Consider the following 23,314-nt stretch of genomic DNA (forward strand, 5'->3'; position numbering starts at 1 on the left):
TTGACAGCTGAAAATTCAAGTTTTATAATCAGGTGAATTATCTGGAAACGTTTCCAGATCGTACATATGGAGGTAGTATGAATAAAAACGTTCTTCGTTTTCTTGGTCTTGGGCTCATTCTCATGGTTCTGCTTTTCAGCGGCTGCAGCGGTATGAGCAAGTATGTTATTAAGGGAACTCCCGAAGCGGACCTTTCCGCCGCAGAAGTATACGGAATGTATCCCTTGAATGTTCTCCCCGGAACTATGGTTTCCATTAAGGGTGAGGGTTTCGGTGATGTGCCCGGTCTCATTTATCTGAATGGTCAGCCGGTGAATGAATTCTTCGGTTGGGATGACAGCACCATCTGGTTCAGGGTTCCCGAAGAGCCTGCAGATCAGATAGAGGTTCAGGTGGGAACATCAATCGCAGAAGATTTTCTGTATCTTGCACCCGAGGGAAGCCTTACTGTCCGATGGACTGTGGACGCAGCTGCGGTACAGGAATTTGCCGATGCAAATTATGGGGACTTCGGACTTGATTTTGCACCCGAGTGGATGGAGCCCCTCTACCTGAAAGGTCAGTGGGTGAAATCCGGTGAAAGCTTTGGCGCCAAAAGCGCAGGATGGGACACAGGCTCCAAAACTATCATGTGGAATATGCCTGAAACAAATACCTGGATTTCCGAAACTGTTTTCACACCGGAAAACCAGGACAGTTTTAAACCCGGTGTAATGCTCTTCGCATTCGAAGACGGCGATGACGAAACCCGGAATTTGTCTGCCTTCGAAAGTGACATGGCATTTATTCTCAAGCAGGAATGGGCGGCCGCTGATCCCTACGGTGATGTGAGCTCAGATCCCGCGGTTCGGATCGGAGACAGCAGTCAGTTCTATGATGAGAAAACAAATACCATTGAATTGACCTTTCCCGTGGAAGCGGAATAACTCTGCTGAAGCAATAATTCAATATCAAAGGCTGTCCGGTTCTTGAATCGGACAGCCTTTTTTTTGTGGGTTAGCGGGAGTGCGCTAGCGGGAGAACCGGGGCAGTACCAGGATCAGTAGCGGTATCTGAAACTTATCTGCGGATACAGATCCACGGCAATTTGATTCACCACACTGGGGGGGGTGGGCGACCAGGTCAAACCGTATCCTACCTCAATGGGTATGGATAAATGGCTGAACCCTATCAGTTCCATACCGATTCCGAAGCCTATTGTGAACCCGGGGGTGTAGGATCCCGCATAGGGAGTCACTTCAACATAAGTTTCGCTTTCCTCATCATAATAGGAGTCATCCACCCAGGGAATATAACCCCGGTGCATGGCAGAGGTGAAAATATACAGATTTCCCCCCAGGATATCCCTCCACTGACTGCTGAAGACCCGCCAGTTGTGGGAAAACCCTATGCTGTAATCCAAAAGGTTTCCATAAAACTGCAGCTCCGGTGCGTACAGGGCCCCTGCCACAATCTGCCAGCCTCTGTTTCCGACGGTTCGATGATATGTTAAGCCTGTACCTGTCATGGGGCCTGCAGAAAAACCAAGAGCTTCATCGAAAATCTCTGCAATTACCCTTTGCTGCTCTTCTTCAATAGATGTTTCTTCAGCAAATGCCTGTTGAGAATGCAATAATATAAAGCTTCCCAGGAACAGTAAAATCTTTGCACAGGATGGTTTCATCGGTTTCCTCCCACGGATATTAATCCGCTATCTGTATAGATGTGTATAAATGTATCCCCGCATTCGAATGTTTACCAGGCCAACTGCCGGTGGGGAGGGTGTTTAAACCAAACGGGGGATGGCAGCATGAAGGCTGCCATCCCCCGGGGATTCGCCGTGGTGATGAATCAGTTCACGGGAATAAGGACCAGCGAACGGATGAGGGCGCGGTTAACCTGGCCGTCCATGTTCCGGTTTTCCGGCAGATACCGGAGCTGGAAGCGATGATTGCCGCTGCCAAGATTCATGAAGAGCCCGGATGACAGGCCGAACTCATCCCAGTTTCGTTCACCTCGCTGGGGGAGGACGATCGCTCCCTGGCGCTCATCGTCGGCAAACAGCGTGCGGATTGCGGTTTTATTATTGGTGTTAATTGGGCCTGAGCCGTTTGCGTACTCAAACACAATGTAGTAGCGACCGCCTTCCTCAACATCGGCATCAAATTCCAGGATCTGATCGGTATCCGGAAGGACTTCAACGGCCTGGTTGCCTGCAGAAATTTTCACAGCAGATTCGGGGTCATATGTCCAGCGGCTCAGATTGGAGGTAAGGGTGCGGCCTTCCCCTTCTCTGGTGGAAAGTACACTCCAGATATCCCCTCTCCCTTGAGCTCCGGGGCCGGTTTCATCTGTGGAGATACGTTCATTCCCGTCCCACAGGAAAGTTTCGGCATCTGATTGAAGGCTGCGGTAGCTGAAATCTTTGCCGGAGCCCTGGATGATCGGATCTTTGGGGGCTTCGATATCACTGGGTATGAGGTTGATGCTTCCGGGGTTCTCAGAGGGTTCCAGAATAATATCCACCTGGACGGGACCCTCTCTCCATTCCAGAAGAACTTCCGGCTCGACAGATGTGCCGTCGATAAGAATCGATTGTATCCGGGACCCGGTTCCGCTCACAGTCATGTTCAGTTCCATTCCCCTGAGAGAAAAGCCATCAAGGCGCACCGGTCCGCCGGCGAAAATTTCCGGGAGCATTGGTGAGAATGTTACACCCTTCTGCTGTACATGAATGCCGAACAACCCTCTGTAGACCATGCCCAAATATCCCGCAACCGACCAAAGCTGCCGCTCGGAATTAATCTGGGTTCCGCTGTAATGACCATTGTCGTACACCATATTCTCCATGTGACTGAGAAAGAGGGCTGCGGAACGGGTCATTGCCTCAAGGCTGTGTTCAAACGCCTCCATGTTGCCTTCCCGAACCCCTGCAATACCGTAGTACGCTTCCACAAAGGGCCAGATGCCTTTGTTGTGATACGGGGGGATTCCCGGCTGCTGGGGCTCTATGGTGGGAATACCGAAATGGACCGCCGGAATGGCCGAAGTGAGGGGCGTAGCGCCGGCCAGCACCGCCGCAGGAGATGATTCTTCCGTACTGAGAATTGCTGCAAGGGAATTGCTCAGGGTGCCGGTTTTATCCACAGGCCGGCTCCCCTGCACCGGGGGGTAGAGATAGAGGCTGTACAGCCCGTTTTCCAGCCCGAATGCCTGCTCAATCAGATCGTATTGTTTCTCGGCCATCTGGAGATATTCGGCGCTTCTGGATGCTTCCCCTGATTCCCCGTACATATACGACAGAATCTCCAGAGCCCTGGCAAAGAGCAGATTGGTGCTCATGGCCTTGCTTTCATAAATATCCTTGGGTTCCATCCATTCGGGGTAAGTCTGTTCCCGCCAGTCTAAAAAGGATGTTTCTCCGAACAGCAGCCCTGTTTCACTGTCCAGGGCGTTAAGCATATCCCGCTGGATGCTGCGCTCGAGAATGTTCCGAGCTGTACCTCTCCATTCGGAGTCTCCTGTAGCAAGGTACAGCTCCCATGCTGCAATCGCCCAGACGATTCTATCGGTGGATATCGGCCATGATCCGCCGGTACCGGTATCCTGGATAATCTCACCCCATTCATTCACCTTGTCCATCAGACTGCTTTTGCTGTTTTCAGGAAGCAGGTAAGCAAGGGAAAGCTGGATCGCATATGAAATATCCCGTGTCCATACACCGTTCCATTTTTTTCCCGCCATGAAGCTTCCGTCGGAACGGATATCCTGGAGACTTTCCTCCAGAGCCATATTGTAGAGTGCTTCATATATGGGAGCCTGGGGACTGCTGAACACCGGTAATCGGGAAATGTCTTCCTGCAGCAGCCATGTTTTCGTCCGGGTCCCGTAGGTGGATTCGATTTTTTCGGTGCTGATAACCCTGGCAGTCTTATCACCCTGAACAACCTTGTCTGTATAAATCTGGAACTCTTCGTCCACCGGATACTCCCGTTCAAAACGTTCAACCCGGGGCGCCGGAGGCGGCGGAGGCGGGCTTGAACAAGCGGTCACGAAAACCGCAGCCAGTAATACTATTCCCCAAATCCTGATGTTGGCAGTGCGTTGCATTGCAATCTCCTTGATTATATTCCGCGGTATGCGGGTGTATGCGTAATTGCGGTGGTAATTACAGTAATCATGGGATGTTTCGGTTTTTTAAATGTTCCAGAGCGAGGGGCCCCCGTACGGAAATCCCCGGTTTCAGAATAATTTCCTGGTCGCCCTGACGTTCGGACCCCTTAATAATACTGTGAAGCAGCCGGGCGCCTTCATATCCGATTTCATCTTTGGGCTGGTGAATGGTTGTGAGACCCAGAAAGCCGGTAAAATCCAGATCGTCGTAACCGATAATCTCAAGTTGTTTCTCCCATTTGGCAACTGCAGGGAGGGATTCCAGTGCATGGCTGTCTGAAAAAAAGAACAGGCTGTCGATTTCAGGATGCTCTTTCAGCAATTCTTCCACCGCGGTATCACTCTCAAACTGGTTGGGAACCAGCTTTTTTCCGATGACGGAAATATCCGCATTACGAAGGCGGTGTTGAAACCCGTTGAAGCGGTCAATTTGCTGCTGGGGGTTGCCCACATCCCCCACAAAGGCGGGATATTTCAAACCCCGGGATATAATATGGTCTGCGGCCAGCATTCCGCCGTAACGATTATCAACATACACCGATGGTCTGTGAGGTTTATGGTAATCGAGAAAGCAGTAGCGGAGTTTTTCGTGGTTGAGCATCTGCTCCTCATCCCTGCTGAGATCGTGGCTCATCACGAAAAGACCGATAATATCTTCCTGAAGAATATGACTCATTGCCTGCTCGGGATGTTTGCCGCGGTTGAAGAGGATGAGGTTCATATCCATCTCTTCCACAAAGCGGTAAATCCCCCGGAGAATGTAAAAATAAAATGGATGGATAAAAAGCGGCATCAGTACACCGAAGAATCCGGCGCCTCTGCTTCCTGAAACCAGCTTTCGGGCAATTCTGTTTGGTCGGTAATCCAGTTCCTTAATTGCCGCGTGCACCCGGTCCCTGGTTTCGTCGCTCACCGGTCCGGTACCGTTGACCACCCTGGATACGGTACCCAGACCGACTCCTGCGTGTTTGGCAATGTCCTTCATTGTGCTCATGTTTTTCCTCAGGGTGGAAACGTTTCCACCATTATATTACACAATATTCCGAAAAACAATACCATAAATCACCGGGAGGTTTCCGCTCCAGAGGGGAAGAATCAGAAATCCGGCGAGAAGATACGGCCCCAGAGGCGCTGCAAACTCTCTGAACCCATCGGCTTTGTTGCGTCGCACCTGACCTGCATATTGAACGGATGCATGGATAATAAACACCCCCGTGCATCCCAACAGGCTGCAATACCACATAAGAGCTGGCACGCAGAGAGCCAGTACCGCCAGCAGTTTCCCGTCACCCCAGCCGAATCTACCGGGACAGATACGCGCACAGGCATATGTGAACCATAGAATTCCTGCAGCCAGGATAATCCCTGTGAGCATATCCATGGGTGTACGCTGAAAAGCATACATTAATCCGGGAAAAATGAACAGGAGCGTACATGCGTCCGAGATCATACGCCGTTTAACATCCCCGGCAGCGCATACAACGAGGAGAAGAATGAGAATAGAAAATTCCAGCCCGGCATCCATACAATATACACCGGCGGAATCGCCTTCCTGCTGGAAAATCCGGTAAATTGAACGTGTTAGATAATGCCCCAAAGAGTGTGGAAACTGCCTTGGCTGCCCCCGGCCTGTACCTTCGGATTGCCCATCCGGGGGTGCAGTTTGCCCGCCAATGGCAAGGCAGTTAGCCCGGCAACGGCAAGGCAGCATCCATATGCGAACAATGTGCACAATCCAAAAAAACAAAAAAAGGCAGCCCGAACCATGCATTTTGGGGATGCATGAAACGAACTGCCAACATCAAGGGGTGTGCACACCGGGTGCAGACCAACGGTCGTGCAGCATACCAATCAAGCCTTCAAATTGGGGATTATCCGGCTTTCCAGCCCCTCAAGCGAAGTGGTAAACATATCCGACTCCCGTACCCCTGGGGGCAGGGAATCTATGGGGATGGATATATCCTGCTTTTCAGAGCTTCTATTAATAAGCCCCAGCGCACACGTGTCCACAGTATAACGCGCAATAACCAGGATGTGTATATCTGAGTGGAGAATTTTGAAAATTCCATGCTTCAGAGCATCATTGGAACGGCGCAGCTGAATCAGTTTGCGGTAAAAAGAGAGGGTTTGTGAATCCCAGCTTTCACGGTCCCAGTTCATGGGATACCTTGCCCCTTCATGGGAGTTCACATGACCCGGCAGCCCGATTTCATCGCCGTAGTAGACTACCGGTGCGCCGGGGAGCATGAATTGGATGGTTACTGCGGCACGGATATTCGCCTGGCTGTTATGGTTTTCATTGGTGTGCAGCCGGCTGATATCGTGACTGTCCAAGAGGTTGAACTGGCTTTCACGGAACTGACCGGGTACCGCTCTATGTGCTTCGCTGAGGATGCGGGCAAGCTGGCGGTTGTCCGTGGGTGTGCTGCGTTCGGGGGGATATTCCTCTTTGCTCAAATACCGGTCCCGTTCGCCAAGCCATGCTCTCACCGGCCGGGATACGCCGAAGTAGTTCATGCTGCCGTCCCACTGATCTCCCTGCAGCCATGGGGACGGATCATCCCAGTGCTCCGCCAGAATATACGCCTGGGGATTTTCCTCTTTGATGGCCTTGCGGGTTTCCCGCCAGATTTCATCGGCAAAATCGTGATAGCGGTTTTTGCCTGTCTGGGCCGCCACATCGAAGCGCCAACCATCGATGGAGTATGGGGGGCGGAGAAATTTTCTCAGAACCGAGTCTTTCCCTGCCCAGATCTGATTTCGGAGTTTTTCGCTTGAATAATTCAGCTGGGGAAGTGTGGGAACGTCATACCATGCAAGGTAGGAACCGTCATCATTAAAATAGTAGTATTCGGCCGATTCGGGGAGTTCTTCTCCGGATACACCTGATTCCAACGCTTTTTGTGCCTCGGTGAACCAAGGATGACCGCTGCCGGTGTGATTGATGGAGATATCGAGGACCAGCCGGATCCCAGCTTCATGAAGGTCCCTGCTCAGATCCTCCAGAGCCTTGTCTCCTCCCAAATGTGGGTCCACATGGAAGAAGTCAACTGCATCATACTTGTGATGGGTGCGGGAGTGAAATATGGGGTTCAGATAAAGCGCCGTTATCCCCAGTTCCTGAAAATAGGGAATGGACTGTCTGATCCCTTCCAGATCGCCGTTATAAAAGTCCACGCAGCGGCCTTCATCCCATTCAAGGGGAACCGAATCCCAGGCAACTTCCTGACTGGTTCCGCCGTCAAAACTGTACTCCCCGTTCCGGACACCCACATCAGGATTGCCGTTTTTAAATCTGTCAGGGAATATCTGATAAAATACCGATTCCCCCACCCATTCTGCGGGTTGGTAATCCATGAAGAGCTGGAAGCTTTTGCGGTCGTCCGGTGGAGAGAGGCGTTGCCCGTCCGCCGCAAAATACAGGTCTTGGTCTCCCAGCCGGAAGGCAAAGTGGAATCGCATATGCAGCTCGGGATAGTTGATGCTGCAACTGTAGCGCTGCCAGCCCCGGGATGGATTCCCCCGGGGAATCATATCAATATTTCGCATACTGCCCTGGATCATCATCTGAAGTTTGAACTCACTCACACCCTCTGCGGCAAAGGCGGTGATTTCAAACTCCTCATGTCTGGCCGGATACAATGGCGATACGAAACCCCGGTGGGTATCGAAAATGACTTTGGGTGAAACATGTTCAGTGCTCATCTGAGTAGCTCCTGATATTTTGATTTGTGTTTTCGGATTGTGACTCCATTATGGAGTTCACCAGTAATTTTTCAGGTATACTGTCCAGCCCGTGGGATTGCCGAAGACCCAACAGGTAAATATCCAGGTGGATGTGTTCGGCGATTACAGAGGTGAGCAGGGGGTTCTCACTGAAGGTTGCAGTAAATTCCCCCTGGGATCGTCCTCCCAGAAGGCAGTGCACCATATCTGATGTGAGCATAAGACGGGAGCTTCCCTCACAGTAGCTGTGACCGGGCTCGGGATTCCGTGCTGCGTTGAAGAAGCGGATGGGAAGGTCTCCCGGGTTCTGAGGAAAAAAGGAGAACATGGTGACCTGCACGCCTCTGCCGCAGGCATCCCTCAGTTCAGGATTGAACTCCGCTACAGGAATATCCGTATTAATGAGAATTTCTTTCCTGGTTCGGGAAATGATGGAGCGTGCCTTGCTGAGCACCTGCCGGGTTCCCCGGATATTGAAGAATTGTTCCCTGTCTGCATCTCCGGTGAGAGATTCAAGTTCCCTGCTCAGTCTGTCAGCGGTTCCGGTGTACCGGTCTTTCAGTTCGCCGATGAACTCCTTGGGGCTTTTTGCCGTGTACTCCCGGCTATCACCGGGGATCAGGTATACCGCACCCTGTTTATACAGTGACTGCAGGACATTATAGACGCCCGAGCGGCTGATTCCCAGATCCTTGGCGATCTGGTAGCCGGTCATCTGGCCGCCTCTGAGCAGACTGAGATACACCTGCGCCTCGGGCCGGCTCAACCCGAGTATTTCAAGCTGTTCATAGAGCTGGGTCATGGTTCCTCGCTGTCATTGAATAGTAGTACATTATGTACTACTATTCAATAGATGGGGTTTGTATTCCCTGTGAATTATAGAGCTGGAAAATTAAGGAGGCAGATATGAAAATGAAGAAACCCGGACGTTTCGATGAGGAAGTCAGCGCAATTGGTTTCGGTTCATGGGGGATCAGCGGTGCCTGGGGGGAAATGGATGAGCAAGCGTACATCCGCACCGTACATGCCGCCGTGGATAATGGAATTACTTTTTTCGATACCGCTCCCATTTACGGAATGGGCGTCTCGGAGGAAATTCTCGGTAAGGCCATAGAGGGACGGCGGGATAAGCTATTCATCGCCAGTAAATGCGGTCTGGTGTGGAACAAGAAAAAGAGGGTTCGAAAAGATCTAACTCCTGCCAGTCTAAGAAGAGAGATAGATGAATCACTGCAAAGACTGAGAACCGATCATCTTGATCTCTGGCAAATACACTGGCCCGATGAAAATTCCGACCATGATGCAGCTTTTAAAACGTTGGCTGAAATCAGGGACAGTGGCAAGGTTCGTTTTCTGGGGTTGAGCAATTTTTCCGCCGCCGATTTGGAACGGGCACACAAGATGGTGGGCATAGACTCGTACCAGGGGCTCTTCAATATGTTTGAGCAGAATGGGGAAAAATATCACGGCATAGATCTTGACTACCGGGTAAAAAAAGAAATCCTTCCAATTCTTCGGAGAGAAGGGATGGCTCTGCTTCCCTACAGCCCGCTAATGCAGGGAATGCTGGCTGGCGGTATCAGCCGGGATACATCGTTTGCCAAAGGCGATGTGCGGGCTCACAATGGAAAGCTTTCAGCGGAAAACCGGGGTAAGTATCTGGAAATTCTGGACAAACTGAAGCCAGTGGCCGGAGATCACAATCTGAGCCTGGCACAGCTTGCTCTGGTATGGACTCTGAATGTTGATGCGGTGGGGTCGGTGATAGCCGGAGCGCGGTCTGAAAAGCATGTGCTGTCAAATGCACAGGCTGCAGATGCTCCTGGACAGGAACAGATAGTGGCTGAGGTGGAAGCGGTGCTTTCTGAATATCGGACACTTATTGAATAGCCTCCCGGCGAACCGGCAGAAATTCTTTAAAATCTTCCGGAGAAGGTATTGCAAACTTTTTGTGAATTGACAATTATATCTCTAATAGTATGAATACACATGCAAACAGCTACATCCAGTATATCTCCTCTCAGCCGGTGAACGTCGCTGTCACCATTGTCGGGGGTGGACTGTAGCATAGCTTTACCATGTCTACGAAAGCCCGCGGCTTCTATGCTGCGGGCTTTTTTTATATCTATGCATCCGGTATGCATCGGGAATGGTGTGGAAAAGAGGGTGCCAGGGAGGCTTACATGGCAGTGGAAGTGCGAAATCTTGAGAAGACATTCAGAATGCGTCGGCGCGGGCGGGGGGTGAGAGGGTACTTCTCTCCCGGAACCCAGGAGCTGCGGGCGGTACGGAATCTCAGTCTGAACATTGACGACGGGGAGCTTCTCGCATTTATCGGGCCCAACGGAGCAGGAAAGTCCACAACCATCAAACTGATCACCGGTATTCTGTACCCCGACAGGGGAGATATATCGGTGCTTGGAATGGATCCCCACCGGCAGCGCAGGGATCTGGCTGGCCGGATTGGCACTGTGTTCGGACAGAAAAGCCAGCTCTGGTATCATCTGCCGCCCCTGGACAGTCTTCGGCTATTGGGGGCCATTTACGGGATGAAGCGTCAGGTGGTTGATGATCGGATCGAGGAGCTGAGTCAGGTTCTGGATATTGGTGAATTTCTCCAACAGCCGGTGCGAAAGCTGAGTCTGGGGCAAAGGATCCGCTGTGAAATTGCCGGGAGTCTAATTCATTCCCCGGAAATCCTCTTTCTGGATGAGCCCAGCATCGGCCTGGATCTGGTGGCCAAGCAGCGGCTGCGGCAGTTTATCAGGAAAATCAACAGGGAGCAGAATGTGACCATCTTTCTCACCAGCCATGATGTGGGTGATATTGAAAAAATATGCCGACGGGTGGTCATCATTAATGAGGGAACCCTGGTCTGGGACGGGAAAACCACAGATTTGAAGTACAAGCTCATGGATAAAAGGGTGATGAGCCTGAAATGCGGGGAAGATGTGGATATTGATCTGCCCGGCGTCCAGGTGCTGAAACGGCGTAACGGTGCCCTGAAACTTGAAGTTCAGTTGGGGACAATAGCTGTCAAGGATGTACTTTTATACGTGATGGAGCGCACAGAAGTTCAAGATGTGGGGGTGAGTTCCATTCCTATGGAAGAGGTAATAGCGGAGATTTATGCCGGAAGAATGACACAGGAGGGAACATGCGTGCCATGAGCTATGCCTTGGTGGGAGGGATTGCCGTCCGCCATCAGTTTCAGTACATGGGAAATATCATCTTTAAGAATATTTTTCTGGTGATAGTGCTGTTTATTTTCGCATCCATATGGCGGGTTGTGTTTGCAAACCAGGCGATAATTGCGGGATTTACCATGGTGCAGACTCTCTGGTATCTGAGTTTCACCGAAATCCCGGAAATGGGGAAAAGTAGAATGATGACCCCGATTCAGGAAGAGATTAAAAGCGGCAGCATAGCCTATACATTGATAAGGCCCTATAACTATGTGCTTTTTTATCTATCCAGGGGGCTGGGGGAGAGCCTGGTCAATGCTCTTCCCATGCTGATAATCGGGTTTGGTGTTTCCACCCTTATGGTGGGTCTGCTCCCCGGGTACTTCAGCGCAATACTGCCCGGGTTAGTGTTGATTGCAGGAGGGCTGATGCTGAATTTGCTCCTTCAGATCATTATCGGGCTTTTAGCGTTCTGGATGGAGGAGTCCACCCCTGTGTACTGGATTATTCAGAAGGCGGTGTTCATTCTTGGGGGGCTGTTTTTCCCCATCGATTTTTTTCCTCCCTGGCTGGCTGGGATCAGCAAAGCGTTGCCCTTTGCGTATATCACCTACTGGCCGGCCCGGGTGATAGTTGATTTTGATTTTCAGATCTGGTTCAAAGTTTTGGGAGGGCAGCTGATGTACGGGCTGTTGTTTTTTGCCGCTGCTTCTTTTCTCTTCCGCAGCGGGATGAAGAGGCTGGAATCCAACGGAGGTTGATATGCTGATATTCGAGTACATAAAAACCAACATGCGGGCTGCCATGGAATATCGAAGCGCATTTCTGGTCCAGGTATTCGGAATGGTTCTGAACAATTCCGCTTTTATTTTTTTCTGGTATTTCCTTCTCCAGCGTATTGGAGGTGACCTGAACGGCTATGCATTCAGAGATGTCATGTATTTGTGGTCTCTCACCTCCCTTGGCTTTGGTTTATCGGTTACATTTTTCGGAAATGCTTCCCGCTTGAGTCAGCTGATTGCCAATGGCGAGCTAGATGTGTACCTTCTCCAGCCGGCTCCCCTGCTGCCCAATATTCTTGCAAGCAGGATGAATGTTTCGGGTATCGGAGATGTGATCTACGGAATCCTGTTGTTCGCCTTTACCCAATCCGCAGGATTGGCCGATTGGGCGCTATTTGCAGTTTCAGCGGTTCTCAGCATGCTGATGTTTACAGCTGTGAGCGTTCTGTATCATTCTCTGACGTTTTTCATCGGGAACGGTCAGGAGAGTGCAGGACTGGCGTTTGAGGGTTTTTTGAGTTTCAGCATATATCCGGGATCCATCTTCAAGGGACCCCTGCGCTGGATCCTCCACAGTTTCCTGCCTGTGGCCTGGGCGGCATGGATTCCGGCAGAGCTGGCATCGGGACTTGGGAACGGGGAAGGGTTGAACTGGGATTTGATTCCGCCTCTGCTTGCTGGTGACGGATTGTTCATTGCTACCGCTGCGGCGGTGTTTCATCTGGGAGTCCGGAAATATGAATCGGGAAATAAAGTGGGTGCCAGACTGTAATGCGCTGATAAAAGGTGGGCGCCAGACTGTGATGCGCCGATAATTGCGACTGCAATGCGACTGGCAGGAACCATATTGCGCCGGACTGAGACTGGATCAGGCTGATATGGCATCAGGCTGAAAAGGGGCTGGAGTTTAACGGGCCGGACTGTATGGGAGAACGAGAACCATGACTGAACTGACAGGACGGATTATTGAAGAAATACGGGCGGTTCCCCCGGGAAGGGTTGCCTCCTACGGGGAAATAGCCAGGCGGGCCGGCAGTCCCCGGGGGGCACGGCAAGTTGTCCGGGTGCTGCACAGCTATTCGGCATCCCGCAATCTGCCCTGGCACCGGATACTTGGCAAGGACGGGAAAATTCGCCTTCCCCCGGGAGGCGGTCTGGAGGATCAGGCCGCCCTGCTGTCCGGGGAAGGTATTGAGCTGAAGGTATCGCGAAACGGTGAAGAGATCAGTGTGGATATGGGACGGTATGGCAGAATTACTCCTTGAGAGAATATTCCTGATTGATCATTCTCCGGAATTCCGGATCCAGAAGTGCGGGAATAAAACCCAGCCCCACCAGCAGCCCGCTTACCAGTTGAATGACGGGAATGGAAATGTACTCTGCAAGAATTCCACCCAGTGCCATTCCCAAGGGAGTGAGGCCTCCGGACATGGCTCCCAGAAATCCGAACACCTTGCCTCTGAGATGATTCGGCACCATCAGTTGACCGGCTGCGGCGATCAGGCTGTTCAACTGACTCACCGCAAACCCGAACACTGCAAACTGAACACAGATAATCAACAGAGAATCGAAACTGAATAAAGATGTCCGGCCGATTACGAACAGCAGGGTATGAACTGCAAACCATGCGAAATGCATCCCTTTGGGAAGTTTCCAGCTCATCAGAAGAAGAAACCCGATCAGCGAAGAAGCCGATAAAATGGACATGGCCAGACCGAAGGTCTCAGGTCCCAGGTCGGTTCTCTGCTCAAAATACGGCAGGAATAGCACTCCGCTGAGAGAGAGGAGGAAGTTGAGACTGAACACCGAGATGAGCAAAACCACCATCCCCCGGTGGTCCCGGATGAAAGTAAAACCCTCCTTCATATCGGTGAAGAAGTGAAATTCGCCGGGCTCCTGCTCTACCGGGGGAACAGATATAAAGAGTTCGCTGAAGGCTGATATCAGATAACTGACGCCATTGAACAGGAAAAGAAGAGGTGCGCCCAGGGCTGCGAAAAGAACTCCCCCCAAGGCATTCCCCACTATGCCCGCTCCTGTCTGATTCACGGCGAACAGGGAGTTCACCTGCACCAGATGTTCTTTGGAGCTGATGCTGGGGATGGTGCTGCTGACCGTGGGGTGAAAAAAGGCCGCACATAGGCCAATTACAATTGCAGCGGTAATAATCACCGGTATGGTCAGCCAGCCTCCGAACGCGGCTACGGTTACCACCACCACGGCAATTCCCCGGATAAAATCCATCATTACCAGCAGCCATTTTCGGTTCATACGATCCACAAGGACACCGGCAAAGGGAGAAATGAGACTCCGGGGAATAAAACCCGCAGCCATTACAATTCCCATTACTGCGGTGGATCCGGTGTAGCCCAGAACCCAGAATCCCAGAGCCACCTGATACACCATATCTCCAACTGCCGAGACCAGCTGTCCCTGCCAGAGAAGCACAACATTTCGATTCCACATATGGAAACTATATGCGAAGCCGGGTTTTTGAGCTATAGTTGATCTTCGTTCTTTTGACCCTTTCAGTGCTCTGCATGCCTCAGGGTCAGAATATTTCCGCTCACAATTTCATCCTATTAGTAGGAGTCCCCATGTCTCATGCAATTCTCAAATTCCGGATTCTCTTCGGGCATTTTCTTTTTGCTCTTGTTGTGAATACCCATCAGCCAATGCTTCCAGTGCTCCAGCGAAATCTGGGCATCAGTATAGGACAAAGCAGCTTTATTCCCGCCACCATCACCATGATGGTATTGGTGGCAAACCTTATTGTCGGGGTGTTAATCGCGCGCCTGGGGCAAAAAACGGTGTTTGTTACGGCGGTTGCCCTGGGCATCGCTGGAGCACTCCTTGTTTCTACAGCATCCAGTTTTCCTTTGATTATTCTTGCTTTTGCCATGATAGGTCTGGCCACCGGTTCGGCATTTACCAGCCTTACCACCATGTACGCAGGGCTTCCGGAAAAGATGCAGAATTTCGGCCTGTACCATGCGTTTTTCGGGCTGGGGGGAATGGTTGCCCCCCTACTCCTGGGAACCTGGATACGGCTGGAATGGTCGTATGAGTTCCTGTTTGTATTCTATGCCGGCCTCTATGCTCTTCTGCTTTTCATGAGTCTACTCTCGAAAAGCATGCAGAATACCAAGTTTCGAGATTTTAAGCTGGCGGATGTGGGGCAGGTGTTCCGGACTCCTGTGGTGCTTCTGGGAGCTTCCGCCCTGGGGCTGTATGCTGCGGTTGAAATCGGCAGCACAACCTGGAGCAGCAATATGTCCATAGACGGATACGGACTGGACCCGGCGGATGCAAGCTTCATTCTCAGCGGATTCTGGCTGATGTTCACACTGGTTCGGCTTTTTGCCGACCGGGCTGCCAGAAAATTCGGTCCAATTCATGTGGTCTCGGCCCTCACCGCCCTGGCCGGACTGGTGGTTCTGGCATGGGTGCTGGGTGCCTCGCCCTATATTTTCATCCTGCTGGGTGCTCTCTATGGTCCGGTATTTCCCATCATTCAGAAGTACGTGAACAATCATCTTCCGGCCCGGCAGAAGGGCCTGTTCAACGGTATATCCTATGCGGCCACCAGTCTGATCACCACCGGAATTCTCCCGGTGATGGGTTTTATCGGCGATTACCGTATGTCACTGGCGTTTATTCCCACCCTTGTGTGCATTGTCATGCTGATGGCAGTCGCCAGGGCTCTGCGGAAAAAGGCGGGGGTCTAGTCCCGGCTCATACCGGCGGATCGCCGCATTCGGCTGAAAACAGCAGTACATCATCACGCTGCTGCCAGCCGATGTGGCGGTAAAAATTCCGGGCGTCAATGTTGCTGTCCAAAACAAAAAGATGGGTCTTGCGTACCGACCGTTCGGCACCAAGCCGGAGAATGCGCTGAAGAATTGCCCTGGCTGTTCCCAATCTCCTGAATCCCGGGTGAACCCCCAGATGATGCACGTAGAAGCGCCGTCCGTCCCATCCGGTGATTGCCGCTGCAATCACGGCATCTTCGCCTGCATCCGCAGCCCCGTCGAGGCGGGCCGTGAGACACAACCCCGGATTACGCTCCAGAAAATAGGTCAGTTCTTCACGGCTGTCCTCTCCATCTTCATAGAGAACGATCCCTTCACAGCGTTTCCACAGGCGAACTACTTCGGGAATATCCGCGGGCTTCATGGTGTGGAGGCTCCAGTCCGGCTTCCACTGCATAATCAGATCGCCACTGCGCTTTTCATGAATCCGGAACCCTGCAGATTCATACAGCGAACGGGCAACATGATTTTCCGCTTCAACGCTCAGGCTGATTGACGCAGCAGGTCCGAAATCTTTCCTGCTCCCGCTCCCGCCTTCTGCTGCCTCCTCTGAGGATACCAGGTTCCCCGCCAGGGCAAGTTCAATCATATGCTGCTGCGCCATCCTTAAGAGCATGCGCCCCAGCCCCAGACCCCGGTAACCCGGTGCCACGGCTATGCCCAGTTCCGGGATATACGGTGAAATATACCCGTAAGAATGAAACTCTTCCCGCCAGTAGCGAAGCCAGAAAAGCCCCATGAGCGTACCTTCCGCTCTGTTCACGGCCATCATTCCATAGTCTCCCGCCCGGTCCATCCAGTCGTCTACGATGTAAAGCAGATCCCCAGGCGGTTCCTCAATGGGATTTGAAGACCTCCAGTCCGCTGCCCAGGCCAGCCCCCGGAGCAGGGATGCGCGGTTTTCCGTTCCGATTTCCTTGAATTCTGTATTTTCCATTTGACCTCTGAAAATAATGGTTCTATGATAACAAACTGAAATTATATTATGGGGGTAATATATGCGTAAATGGGCTATCGTCCTTAGCGGACTCATGAGCCTGTTGCTGGTACTTGCATCCTGTGCCACTGGAAACGTTTCCGGGGGACTGCAGGCTGAGCCAGGAACAATTGAAGTAAAAGGGCATCCCGCAATGCCCAAAGTGGCTGCGGCGGCTGATGAAGTCGATCCCGCAGATGATGAAATCGTAATCTACTATTACCGGGCAGATGAAAACTACGAACCATGGGCCTTTTGGGTCTGGGCTCCCGGTGACGGTGACGGAAGTGTAAATTTCGATTATACACAGAATATTCAGGTAACCAACGGTGTGGGGTATCTTAAATTCAAAGCCGACGGTTCTGATATCGGCCAGTCTCCGGTGAATGCATTGGGAGAGCTCGGTTTTATCCGCCGCCCCGATTCGGGCTGGGACGGACAAACCCGTGACTTTGTCTGGCCGGTAGATACCAAGGGCAACGAGGTGGTGCTTTTTGAAGATACGCTTGAACCCACAACTCTCGGCGATTACGTTCCCGAGTTTAAAGTCGTGGTTGCAGAAGAGGCTGACCTGCTGAAAGCAGCCCTTTCAGGAAGGCATGCTCTCACTCCCGAACCATCGGACAATGGTTTTGTGGTCAAAGATAATGAGGGCAATGTGGTTCCTATCACCGATGTGGTGAACATGCGTGCAATCAATGACCGCAGCAAAAACTACACATCAAGTATTTACATCCGCCTCGGCGAAGAGCTGACTCCGGATACGTCATACACCATAGAGCATCCCGAATACATCGCTCCTGAACCCGTTGATATTTCCGAAATGGTTCTGGCGAAAATTGATGAAAACACACCCGCAGAAGACTATGAATTGGGAGCTCTCTACAACGCAGCGGCTTCAAGTGTGGAATTCCGTCTGTGGGCTCCTCTGGCGAAGAATGTAACTGCGCTGCTCTACAATGTAAGCATTGCGGAAGATGCTTCGGCAGCACCTGTTGCTGAACTTCCCATGACCCAAAATGCTGACACCGGCGTGTGGACTGCCGTATATGATGAACAGGACCCTGACGGATTTTTCTATGTGTACCGTGTGGAACATGGCAACGGTCTGGTACGTGATGTGCTGGATCCCTATGCCAAGAGCATGGATGCATACATGAATGAAGGCGGAAACGGTCGGGCAGCAATCGTTGACCTTGCTCAAGCAGGACCCGACGGCGGTTGGGAAGGCCTGGAATCCGCCCAGGACGGCGGCTATTACCAGAGCCGTGAAGATGCGGTGATTTATGAAGTGAGTGTTCGGGACTTTACCATCAGCCCCGATGCGAACGTGAATGCCGAACCCGGAACCTACGAAGCGTTTATTGAGAAGATTCCCTATCTTGTGGATATGGGGGTAACTCATATTCAGCTTATGCCTACGCTGAACTTCTACTACACAGACGAGACAGACAAGTCCTACGACGGTTCGGGCAGCACCACCAACAGCAACTATAACTGGGGCTACGATCCCCACAGCTATTTCACTCCGGAAGGATGGCATTCATCGGATCCTGCGGATCCGTACGCACGAATGGTAGAGCTGAAAAATCTGGTTAAGGCAGCCCACGAGAATGGTCTTCGGGTCCTTCTGGACGTTGTGTACAACCATATGGGCAGCACCAACTTTCTGGAGCACATCCTTCCCGGTTACTTTTTCCGCATGAATGCCAACGGTGGATTCACTTCTTCATCCGGTGTGGGCAATGACTTTGCCTCAACCCGGAAAATGGCCCGGAAGCTCATTGTGGACTCAGTACGCTATCTTGTGGATGAATACAAGATTGACGGTTTCCGTTTCGACCTTATGGGTCTCACCGACACCGAAACAATGGAGCAGGCATATGCCGAAGCGGCAGAAATCAAGACGGATGTCCTGTTCGAAGGTGAAGGCTGGAAGATGTACAACGGACCCGGGGGTACCATAGGTACCGATCAGGACTACATGACCAGCACCGATAATATCAGCGTATTCAACGACGAGATCCGGGACATGCTGAAGGGCGGAGGCTTTAACGAAGAGGCTCAGGCATTTATTACCACAGGTAATAAGGCCGCAGAACCCATTTTCAGGAACCTGATCGGTCAGCCCCAGGGCAATTATACTGCGGACGACCCCGGTGACAGCATGCTCTACATTGCCGCCCACGACGGACTGACCCTTGCGGACAGCATCGCCCACAATGTGGGTCTGAGTAACAGAAGTGCAGAAGGCCGCGCAGAGATCGCCCAGCGGGCCAAGCTTGGAAACTTCATGATTCTCACCGGTCAGGGAATCCCCTTTATCCATGCTGGACAGGAGAGCGGACGAACTAAACCCAATGTGAATAACTCACGGAGTGAGACCATCGGCCGGTTTGTACGGAACAGCTATGATTCAGCGGACAACATTAACCAGTTTGTCTGGGAACTTCCCGCCGAGTACGAAGAACTGCGTCAGTTCACCTTCGGTCTGGTGGATATCCGCCGGGCAAACCCTGTGTTCCGTCTGGAAACCATGGAGCAGGTGAACGAAGCAGCACAGTTCCTTCCCCAGTCGGGAGAATTCAAGCTGGCCTACAAGCTCAGCGATGGAACCCGTGACTACTATCTTCTGGTTAATGCCGCAGAGCAGGCACAGGAGTTCGTTCTTGATGGGGATATCAGCGGTGGACAGGTTCTCGTGGACCGGGTTGCTGCTCAAAGTGAAGGAATCAGCAATGTTCAGGGAGTTGAGATTAACGGCGACAGCGTTACACTGGACGCACTGACTCCCGCGTTGATTGTAGTCGAATAATTCATTCCTCGATGATGAACTGATTCGAAAAAAGACTTCAATGACCATGCTCCGGGCCCTCCGGAGCATGGTTTTTTTTTATCTCTGTTGTATGCTATGAGCATGGCAACTTCCGGGAATCCCATCATGGAACCAAAAAATAAAACGTTTATATTGCAACTGGTACTCGCCTTCGGAGCCTTCGGAGGGGTGGTTATCGCGCTTCTGAAATTGCTGCAGGGAGATATCATTATAATGGTGATCATACCGCTCATCTGGGCGGTTCTTTCGGTCATTTTCCTCTTTATTCACCGGCATATCCGTAATGAAAACTGGATACGCGCCCTTACGGTTGTTCTCTATAATTTTTTGCTTTTCCCTGCGCTTTGGTTTGCCGGTCATGGTATTTACGGACCGCTGCCCATGTATTTTCTCGTTTTCCTGGTGATATCCGTCCTGTTGATACGGAGAACAGATTTGATGGTGCTGTCAGTGTTAAGTTTTACCGGGGTAACCATGGCTCTCATGCTCATGGAGCCCGGGGGAGCTTCTATTGGACGCGAGTACAGCAGTGTATATGAGCGGCGCTTCGATCTGGTCTTTAATCTTGTATTTGCGGGTATTATTGTCAGCGTGTTCCTTCGCTATCTGTATCAGAGAATTGAACGTCTTTCCCATGAACTGGAGCTGACAAAGACTTTGGATGAGCTCACCGGCTTATTGAACCGTAAGCGGACGTTGGAAATTCTGAAAACTGAATTACTGCGCAGCTCCAGGGAAAACAGGGCCCTGTCAATTGTGGTGCTGGGTATAGGCGGCTTGCCGCGAATCAGTAAAGACCTGGGGCACCATTCCACTGAAGTTTTTCTCAAACGTTCCTCCCATATTATCAGAAGCAACAGCCGAATGTACGATTTTATCGGACGGATCAATTTTTCATGCTTCCTCTGTGTTCTGCCCGGCTCCAGCCGGAGCGAAGCGGAAGAATACCTTAGACGGATTCAGGATGCCTTCGGGGAACAGGAAGAGGTCTATCTGAATAAAAGCGGCTCGGTACAGGGTATTATTCATTCTGTAACCGGTCTCAGTTATGATCAGACCGTGCAGAAAATTGAAGCCGGGGTGCGGGAGCTGTTATAGATTATTCAGTCCGTAGTCCCTGATTTTTTGAATCAATGTCTTCCTGCTGATTCCCAGCTGATCGGCAGAGCGGGTTCTGTTCCCGCCAGTCTGCTCCAGGGAGCGTTGAATCGCCCATTTTTCCGCATCTTTTAGAGTCCATGGTGACCGTTCGCTTCTGGTTCCCGCCGGGCTTACCGGGGCGTTTGGTGCTGCATTATCCGGGTGTCGGGGCTTCGTTTTTAGATCAGGGAGCTGTGCTTTCTGAATCTGATCCTGTTCAGATAAAATTACCGCCCGTTCAAGAATGTTTTCCAGTTCCCGGATATTACCCGGGAAACTATATGTGTTAAGGGTATCCAGCGCTTCGGGAGAGATGCCTATCTGCTCGCTTCCAAGCCGTCGGCATACTTTTCGAAGCAGGAAACCGGTCAACTCAGGAATATCCTCTTTCCGCTGCCTCAGAGGCGGAAGATGGACGGGCAGCACATTCAGGCGGAAAAACAGATCTTCCCGAAAACCTCCCTGGGCAACCATCGTTTCAAGGTTTCGGTTGGTGGCTGCAAGAATTCGGATGTTTACCGGCAGCTCATGGGGACTTCCCACCCGGCGAATTTTCTTTTCCTGTACAACCCGCAGAAGCTTGGCTTGTAACGTCGGGCTCAGTTCGCCGATTTCATCCAGAAACACGGTTCCTCCGGATGCCGCCTCAAAAATGCCCGGTGTTCTTTCGTCTGCACCGGTGAAAGCCCCTTTTTCATAACCGAAAAGTTCGCTTTCCAGCAGATGGTGGGAAATACCTGCCACATTCACCGGTACGAAGGGCATATCCCTTCGGGGAGACAGGTTGTGGATAAAGCGTGCTGCAACCTCTTTCCCGGTTCCGCTTTCACCGGTTATCAATACCGTCGACTGGGTGGGCGCTGCTTTTCTCATCAGTTCCAGTGCAGGGCGAAAACTGCCATGGCCGGAAATGTACATATCGTCACTGTTCTGCAGCTTAAGCATCCCGGACTCCATGTGCCGCTGGGTGGTGTAGGATGCAATGACTCTGCCTATGCGCAGTAAAAGTTCATCGTTGTTAAAGGGTTTTGTAAGATAATCTACCGCGCCTTGCTTAAGGGCTTCCACGGCATCCTCAATTTCCCCGTGAGCGGAGATCATTATTGCCGGCGTCCTGATCCCCCGTTCCTTGATCCACTGCAGAAGTTGAAGACCGTCCATTCCCGGCATTTTTACGTCAATAATCAGCAGTTCATATTCATTCACCATCAGAAGCTCAATAGCTTCCCTGGCATCTCCTGCGCATTCGGCACCATAGTTTTCAAGTTCAAGCAGCCGTTTAAGGGAACCACGGATGTTCATTTCATCGTCAACTATCAGCAAACTCATATCTGCTCCTCTTCGGACTGAGAGATGAGGGGGAGCGATATGGTGAAAATCGATCCCCGGCTCTGAGAATAGCCATATTCCAGTGTTCCTCCGGCGGCACGGATAAAGTTCTGGGCAATGCTCAATCCTATACCCGTACCCTGGGTCTTGGTGGTGAAGAAAGGATCATACACCTTTGTTCTGATTTTATCGGGTATGCCCGTGCCTCTGTCTTTCACTTCTATACGACACTGGGTTTTTTCCCGGCTCAATACCACATCGATCTGCTGACCGTCACTTGCCTGATGGGCGTTCACGATAAGATTCTCCAGTACCGACCGCAAGTGTTCTGGATCCATCCAAATGCGCAGCGTAGGAGCACCCTCTGATTCGGGCGGATGAAATTTCACGTTTTGGGGCAGCCTGGAGATGAGTGAGTCGATAAACTCTTCGGCATCAATTACCATTTCCACTCCCCGGGGATTTTGCAGAAAAACACGGACCCGGTTACTGAGTTCTTTCAAGCGTTTGACTTCATCCTTGATTACATTGATATCTTCTCCAGATACTTCTCCCGAAGTTTTCTCCAGGATGCTCAGACGCAGAGCGATTGCGCTCAGGGGATTGCGTATTTCATGGGTGAGGGTACGTGCGGCGTTGCCCAGGGTCACCAGACGTTCTTGGCTCTCTAGTTGTTCACGGTAATTTCGGCTTTTCCGTAAACTTCGGGCAGTTATCATGAGGAGGGCTGCAAAGCCAAGTTCGATCCCTGCATAGATCAACCAGATATCCGTTGCTTGGATCCAACGCTCTGTAAGCCGGGCAGAAATGTAGAGAAGAGCTGGATTCCCCGAAAAACCCGAAGCTCTTTCAGGTTCATCCGGTTCTGTCGCAGGAAAAGCACCAGTGCTCTCCCCAGAACCCGGTGGAGGAGGGATGTTACGGAGTCTCATAGGCGGCTTTATGGACCGTATGTATATAATGCGGTCCCCTCCCGCTTCCATGCTGATAACATCATTGTCCGGCGGATGAGTATCTGGAAACACCTGGCTGAGAATCAGTTGATGGGGAACATCTCCTTTGGAGATTAATGCGGTACCGGAGTCACTGAAAATCTCGATACCGGTGATTGCCAGTGAATCCTCCTTCGCCAGATCTGTTAAATCAAAATCATCGGAGAAGATGGGTGCCATTCGGGAGAATGCCATAAGTTCCGCAAATTCTTTTTCCAGTTCCAATTGATTTAATAGAGTGTTTCGCTGGACTATTCCCGTGAACAATAGAAAGAGCAGAACTGTTCCCAGTACGAATACCGCTGCCAACCAGATTGACTGAGCGATTTCCCCTGACCGGAGTTTCTCTCCGTTTTCCTGTATCTTCCGACGGATTCTTGCCAT

The 23,314-nt window shown here is 51.5% G+C and carries 19 protein-coding genes; 9 read left to right on the forward strand and 10 right to left on the reverse strand.

Annotated elements, in window-relative coordinates; all coding sequences use genetic code 11:
• The first annotated feature begins 77 nt into the window (after positions 1-77).
• Positions 78-926: a hypothetical protein gene (locus tag AC52PS_RS02070; RefSeq protein WP_495561365.1), complete on the forward strand. Its 849-nt coding sequence runs from the start codon at positions 78-80 to the stop codon at positions 924-926.
• Positions 927-1,039: 113 nt separating this feature from the next.
• Here the strand turns inward: AC52PS_RS02070 and AC52PS_RS02075 are convergent, their stop codons facing one another.
• The 6 genes from AC52PS_RS02075 to AC52PS_RS02100 all read right to left on the reverse strand — a co-directional run bounded on the left by AC52PS_RS02075 (position 1,040) and on the right by AC52PS_RS02100 (position 8,680).
• Positions 1,040-1,663, reverse strand: coding sequence for a hypothetical protein (locus AC52PS_RS02075; protein WP_495561366.1), 624 nt, complete (start codon positions 1,661-1,663; stop codon positions 1,040-1,042).
• Between the two features lie 167 nt (positions 1,664-1,830).
• Positions 1,831-4,089, reverse strand: a complete 2,259-nt coding sequence (locus AC52PS_RS02080; RefSeq protein ID WP_495561367.1) for a hypothetical protein — start codon at positions 4,087-4,089, stop codon at positions 1,831-1,833.
• Positions 4,090-4,156: 67 nt separating this feature from the next.
• A complete protein-coding gene (locus AC52PS_RS02085) occupies positions 4,157-5,146 on the reverse strand; it encodes a LacI family DNA-binding transcriptional regulator (protein WP_495561368.1) in 990 nt (329 codons plus the stop codon).
• Positions 5,147-5,182: 36 nt separating this feature from the next.
• The gene (locus AC52PS_RS02090) at positions 5,183-5,923 is read right to left on the reverse strand and encodes a prepilin peptidase (RefSeq protein ID WP_495561369.1); all 741 of its coding nucleotides are present in this window, start codon (positions 5,921-5,923) and stop codon (positions 5,183-5,185) included.
• Positions 5,924-6,003: 80 nt separating this feature from the next.
• Positions 6,004-7,857, reverse strand: coding sequence for an alpha-amylase family glycosyl hydrolase (locus AC52PS_RS02095; protein WP_495561370.1), 1,854 nt, complete (start codon positions 7,855-7,857; stop codon positions 6,004-6,006).
• A complete protein-coding gene (locus tag AC52PS_RS02100) occupies positions 7,847-8,680 on the reverse strand; it encodes a TrmB family transcriptional regulator (RefSeq protein WP_495561371.1) in 834 nt (277 codons plus the stop codon). The genes AC52PS_RS02095 and AC52PS_RS02100 overlap by 11 nt, the downstream gene beginning before the upstream one ends.
• Before the next feature lie 104 nt (positions 8,681-8,784).
• Here AC52PS_RS02100 and AC52PS_RS02105 point away from each other — a divergent pair, with 104 nt between their 5' ends.
• The 5 genes from AC52PS_RS02105 to AC52PS_RS02125 all read left to right on the forward strand — a co-directional run bounded on the left by AC52PS_RS02105 (position 8,785) and on the right by AC52PS_RS02125 (position 13,110).
• On the forward strand, positions 8,785-9,768 hold the full coding sequence (locus AC52PS_RS02105; RefSeq protein WP_495561372.1) for an aldo/keto reductase: 984 nt from the start codon (positions 8,785-8,787) through the stop codon (positions 9,766-9,768).
• 293 nt (positions 9,769-10,061) lie between these two features.
• A complete protein-coding gene (locus tag AC52PS_RS02110; RefSeq protein WP_495561373.1) occupies positions 10,062-11,048 on the forward strand; it encodes an ABC transporter ATP-binding protein in 987 nt (328 codons plus the stop codon).
• The gene (locus AC52PS_RS02115) at positions 11,036-11,824 is read left to right on the forward strand and encodes an ABC transporter permease (protein WP_495561374.1); all 789 of its coding nucleotides are present in this window, start codon (positions 11,036-11,038) and stop codon (positions 11,822-11,824) included. The genes AC52PS_RS02110 and AC52PS_RS02115 overlap by 13 nt, the downstream gene beginning before the upstream one ends.
• Position 11,825: 1 nt before the next feature.
• Entirely contained in the window at positions 11,826-12,617 is a 792-nt protein-coding gene (locus AC52PS_RS02120; protein WP_495561375.1) for an ABC transporter permease, read from the forward strand.
• A gap of 169 nt (positions 12,618-12,786) precedes the next feature.
• On the forward strand, positions 12,787-13,110 hold the full coding sequence (locus tag AC52PS_RS02125) for an MGMT family protein (protein ID WP_495561376.1): 324 nt from the start codon (positions 12,787-12,789) through the stop codon (positions 13,108-13,110).
• Here AC52PS_RS02125 and AC52PS_RS02130 read toward each other — a convergent pair.
• Positions 13,100-14,311 carry an MFS transporter gene (locus tag AC52PS_RS02130; RefSeq protein WP_495561377.1) on the reverse strand — a complete coding sequence of 404 codons (1,212 nt, stop codon included), beginning with the start codon at positions 14,309-14,311 and terminating at the stop codon, positions 13,100-13,102. The genes AC52PS_RS02125 and AC52PS_RS02130 overlap by 11 nt on opposite strands.
• Positions 14,312-14,442: 131 nt before the next feature.
• Here AC52PS_RS02130 and AC52PS_RS02135 point away from each other — a divergent pair, with 131 nt between their 5' ends.
• The gene (locus tag AC52PS_RS02135; protein WP_495561378.1) at positions 14,443-15,573 is read left to right on the forward strand and encodes an MFS transporter; all 1,131 of its coding nucleotides are present in this window, start codon (positions 14,443-14,445) and stop codon (positions 15,571-15,573) included.
• 7 nt (positions 15,574-15,580) lie between these two features.
• On the opposite strand, the gene AC52PS_RS02140 is transcribed toward AC52PS_RS02135, so the two are convergent.
• Positions 15,581-16,594, reverse strand: a complete 1,014-nt coding sequence (locus tag AC52PS_RS02140) for a GNAT family N-acetyltransferase (RefSeq protein WP_495561379.1) — start codon at positions 16,592-16,594, stop codon at positions 15,581-15,583.
• 61 nt (positions 16,595-16,655) lie between these two features.
• Between AC52PS_RS02140 and AC52PS_RS02145 the strand changes: the two genes are divergently transcribed.
• Together AC52PS_RS02145 and AC52PS_RS02150 are read left to right on the forward strand one after the other, a co-directional pair.
• Positions 16,656-19,448 carry an alpha-amylase family glycosyl hydrolase gene (locus AC52PS_RS02145; RefSeq protein WP_495561380.1) on the forward strand — a complete coding sequence of 931 codons (2,793 nt, stop codon included), beginning with the start codon at positions 16,656-16,658 and terminating at the stop codon, positions 19,446-19,448.
• Positions 19,449-19,574: 126 nt separating this feature from the next.
• On the forward strand, positions 19,575-20,567 hold the full coding sequence (locus tag AC52PS_RS02150) for a GGDEF domain-containing protein (protein ID WP_495561381.1): 993 nt from the start codon (positions 19,575-19,577) through the stop codon (positions 20,565-20,567).
• Here AC52PS_RS02150 and AC52PS_RS02155 read toward each other — a convergent pair.
• Both AC52PS_RS02155 and AC52PS_RS02160 read right to left on the reverse strand, forming a co-directional pair.
• Entirely contained in the window at positions 20,562-21,938 is a 1,377-nt protein-coding gene (locus AC52PS_RS02155) for a sigma-54-dependent transcriptional regulator (RefSeq protein ID WP_495561382.1), read from the reverse strand. The two genes, AC52PS_RS02150 and AC52PS_RS02155, sit on opposite strands and share 6 nt — an antisense overlap.
• On the reverse strand, positions 21,935-23,314 hold the full coding sequence (locus tag AC52PS_RS02160) for an ATP-binding protein (RefSeq protein WP_495561383.1): 1,380 nt from the start codon (positions 23,312-23,314) through the stop codon (positions 21,935-21,937). Before AC52PS_RS02160 ends, AC52PS_RS02155 begins: the two co-directional genes overlap by 4 nt.

It is taken from the genome of Salinispira sp. (assembly GCF_059431795.1).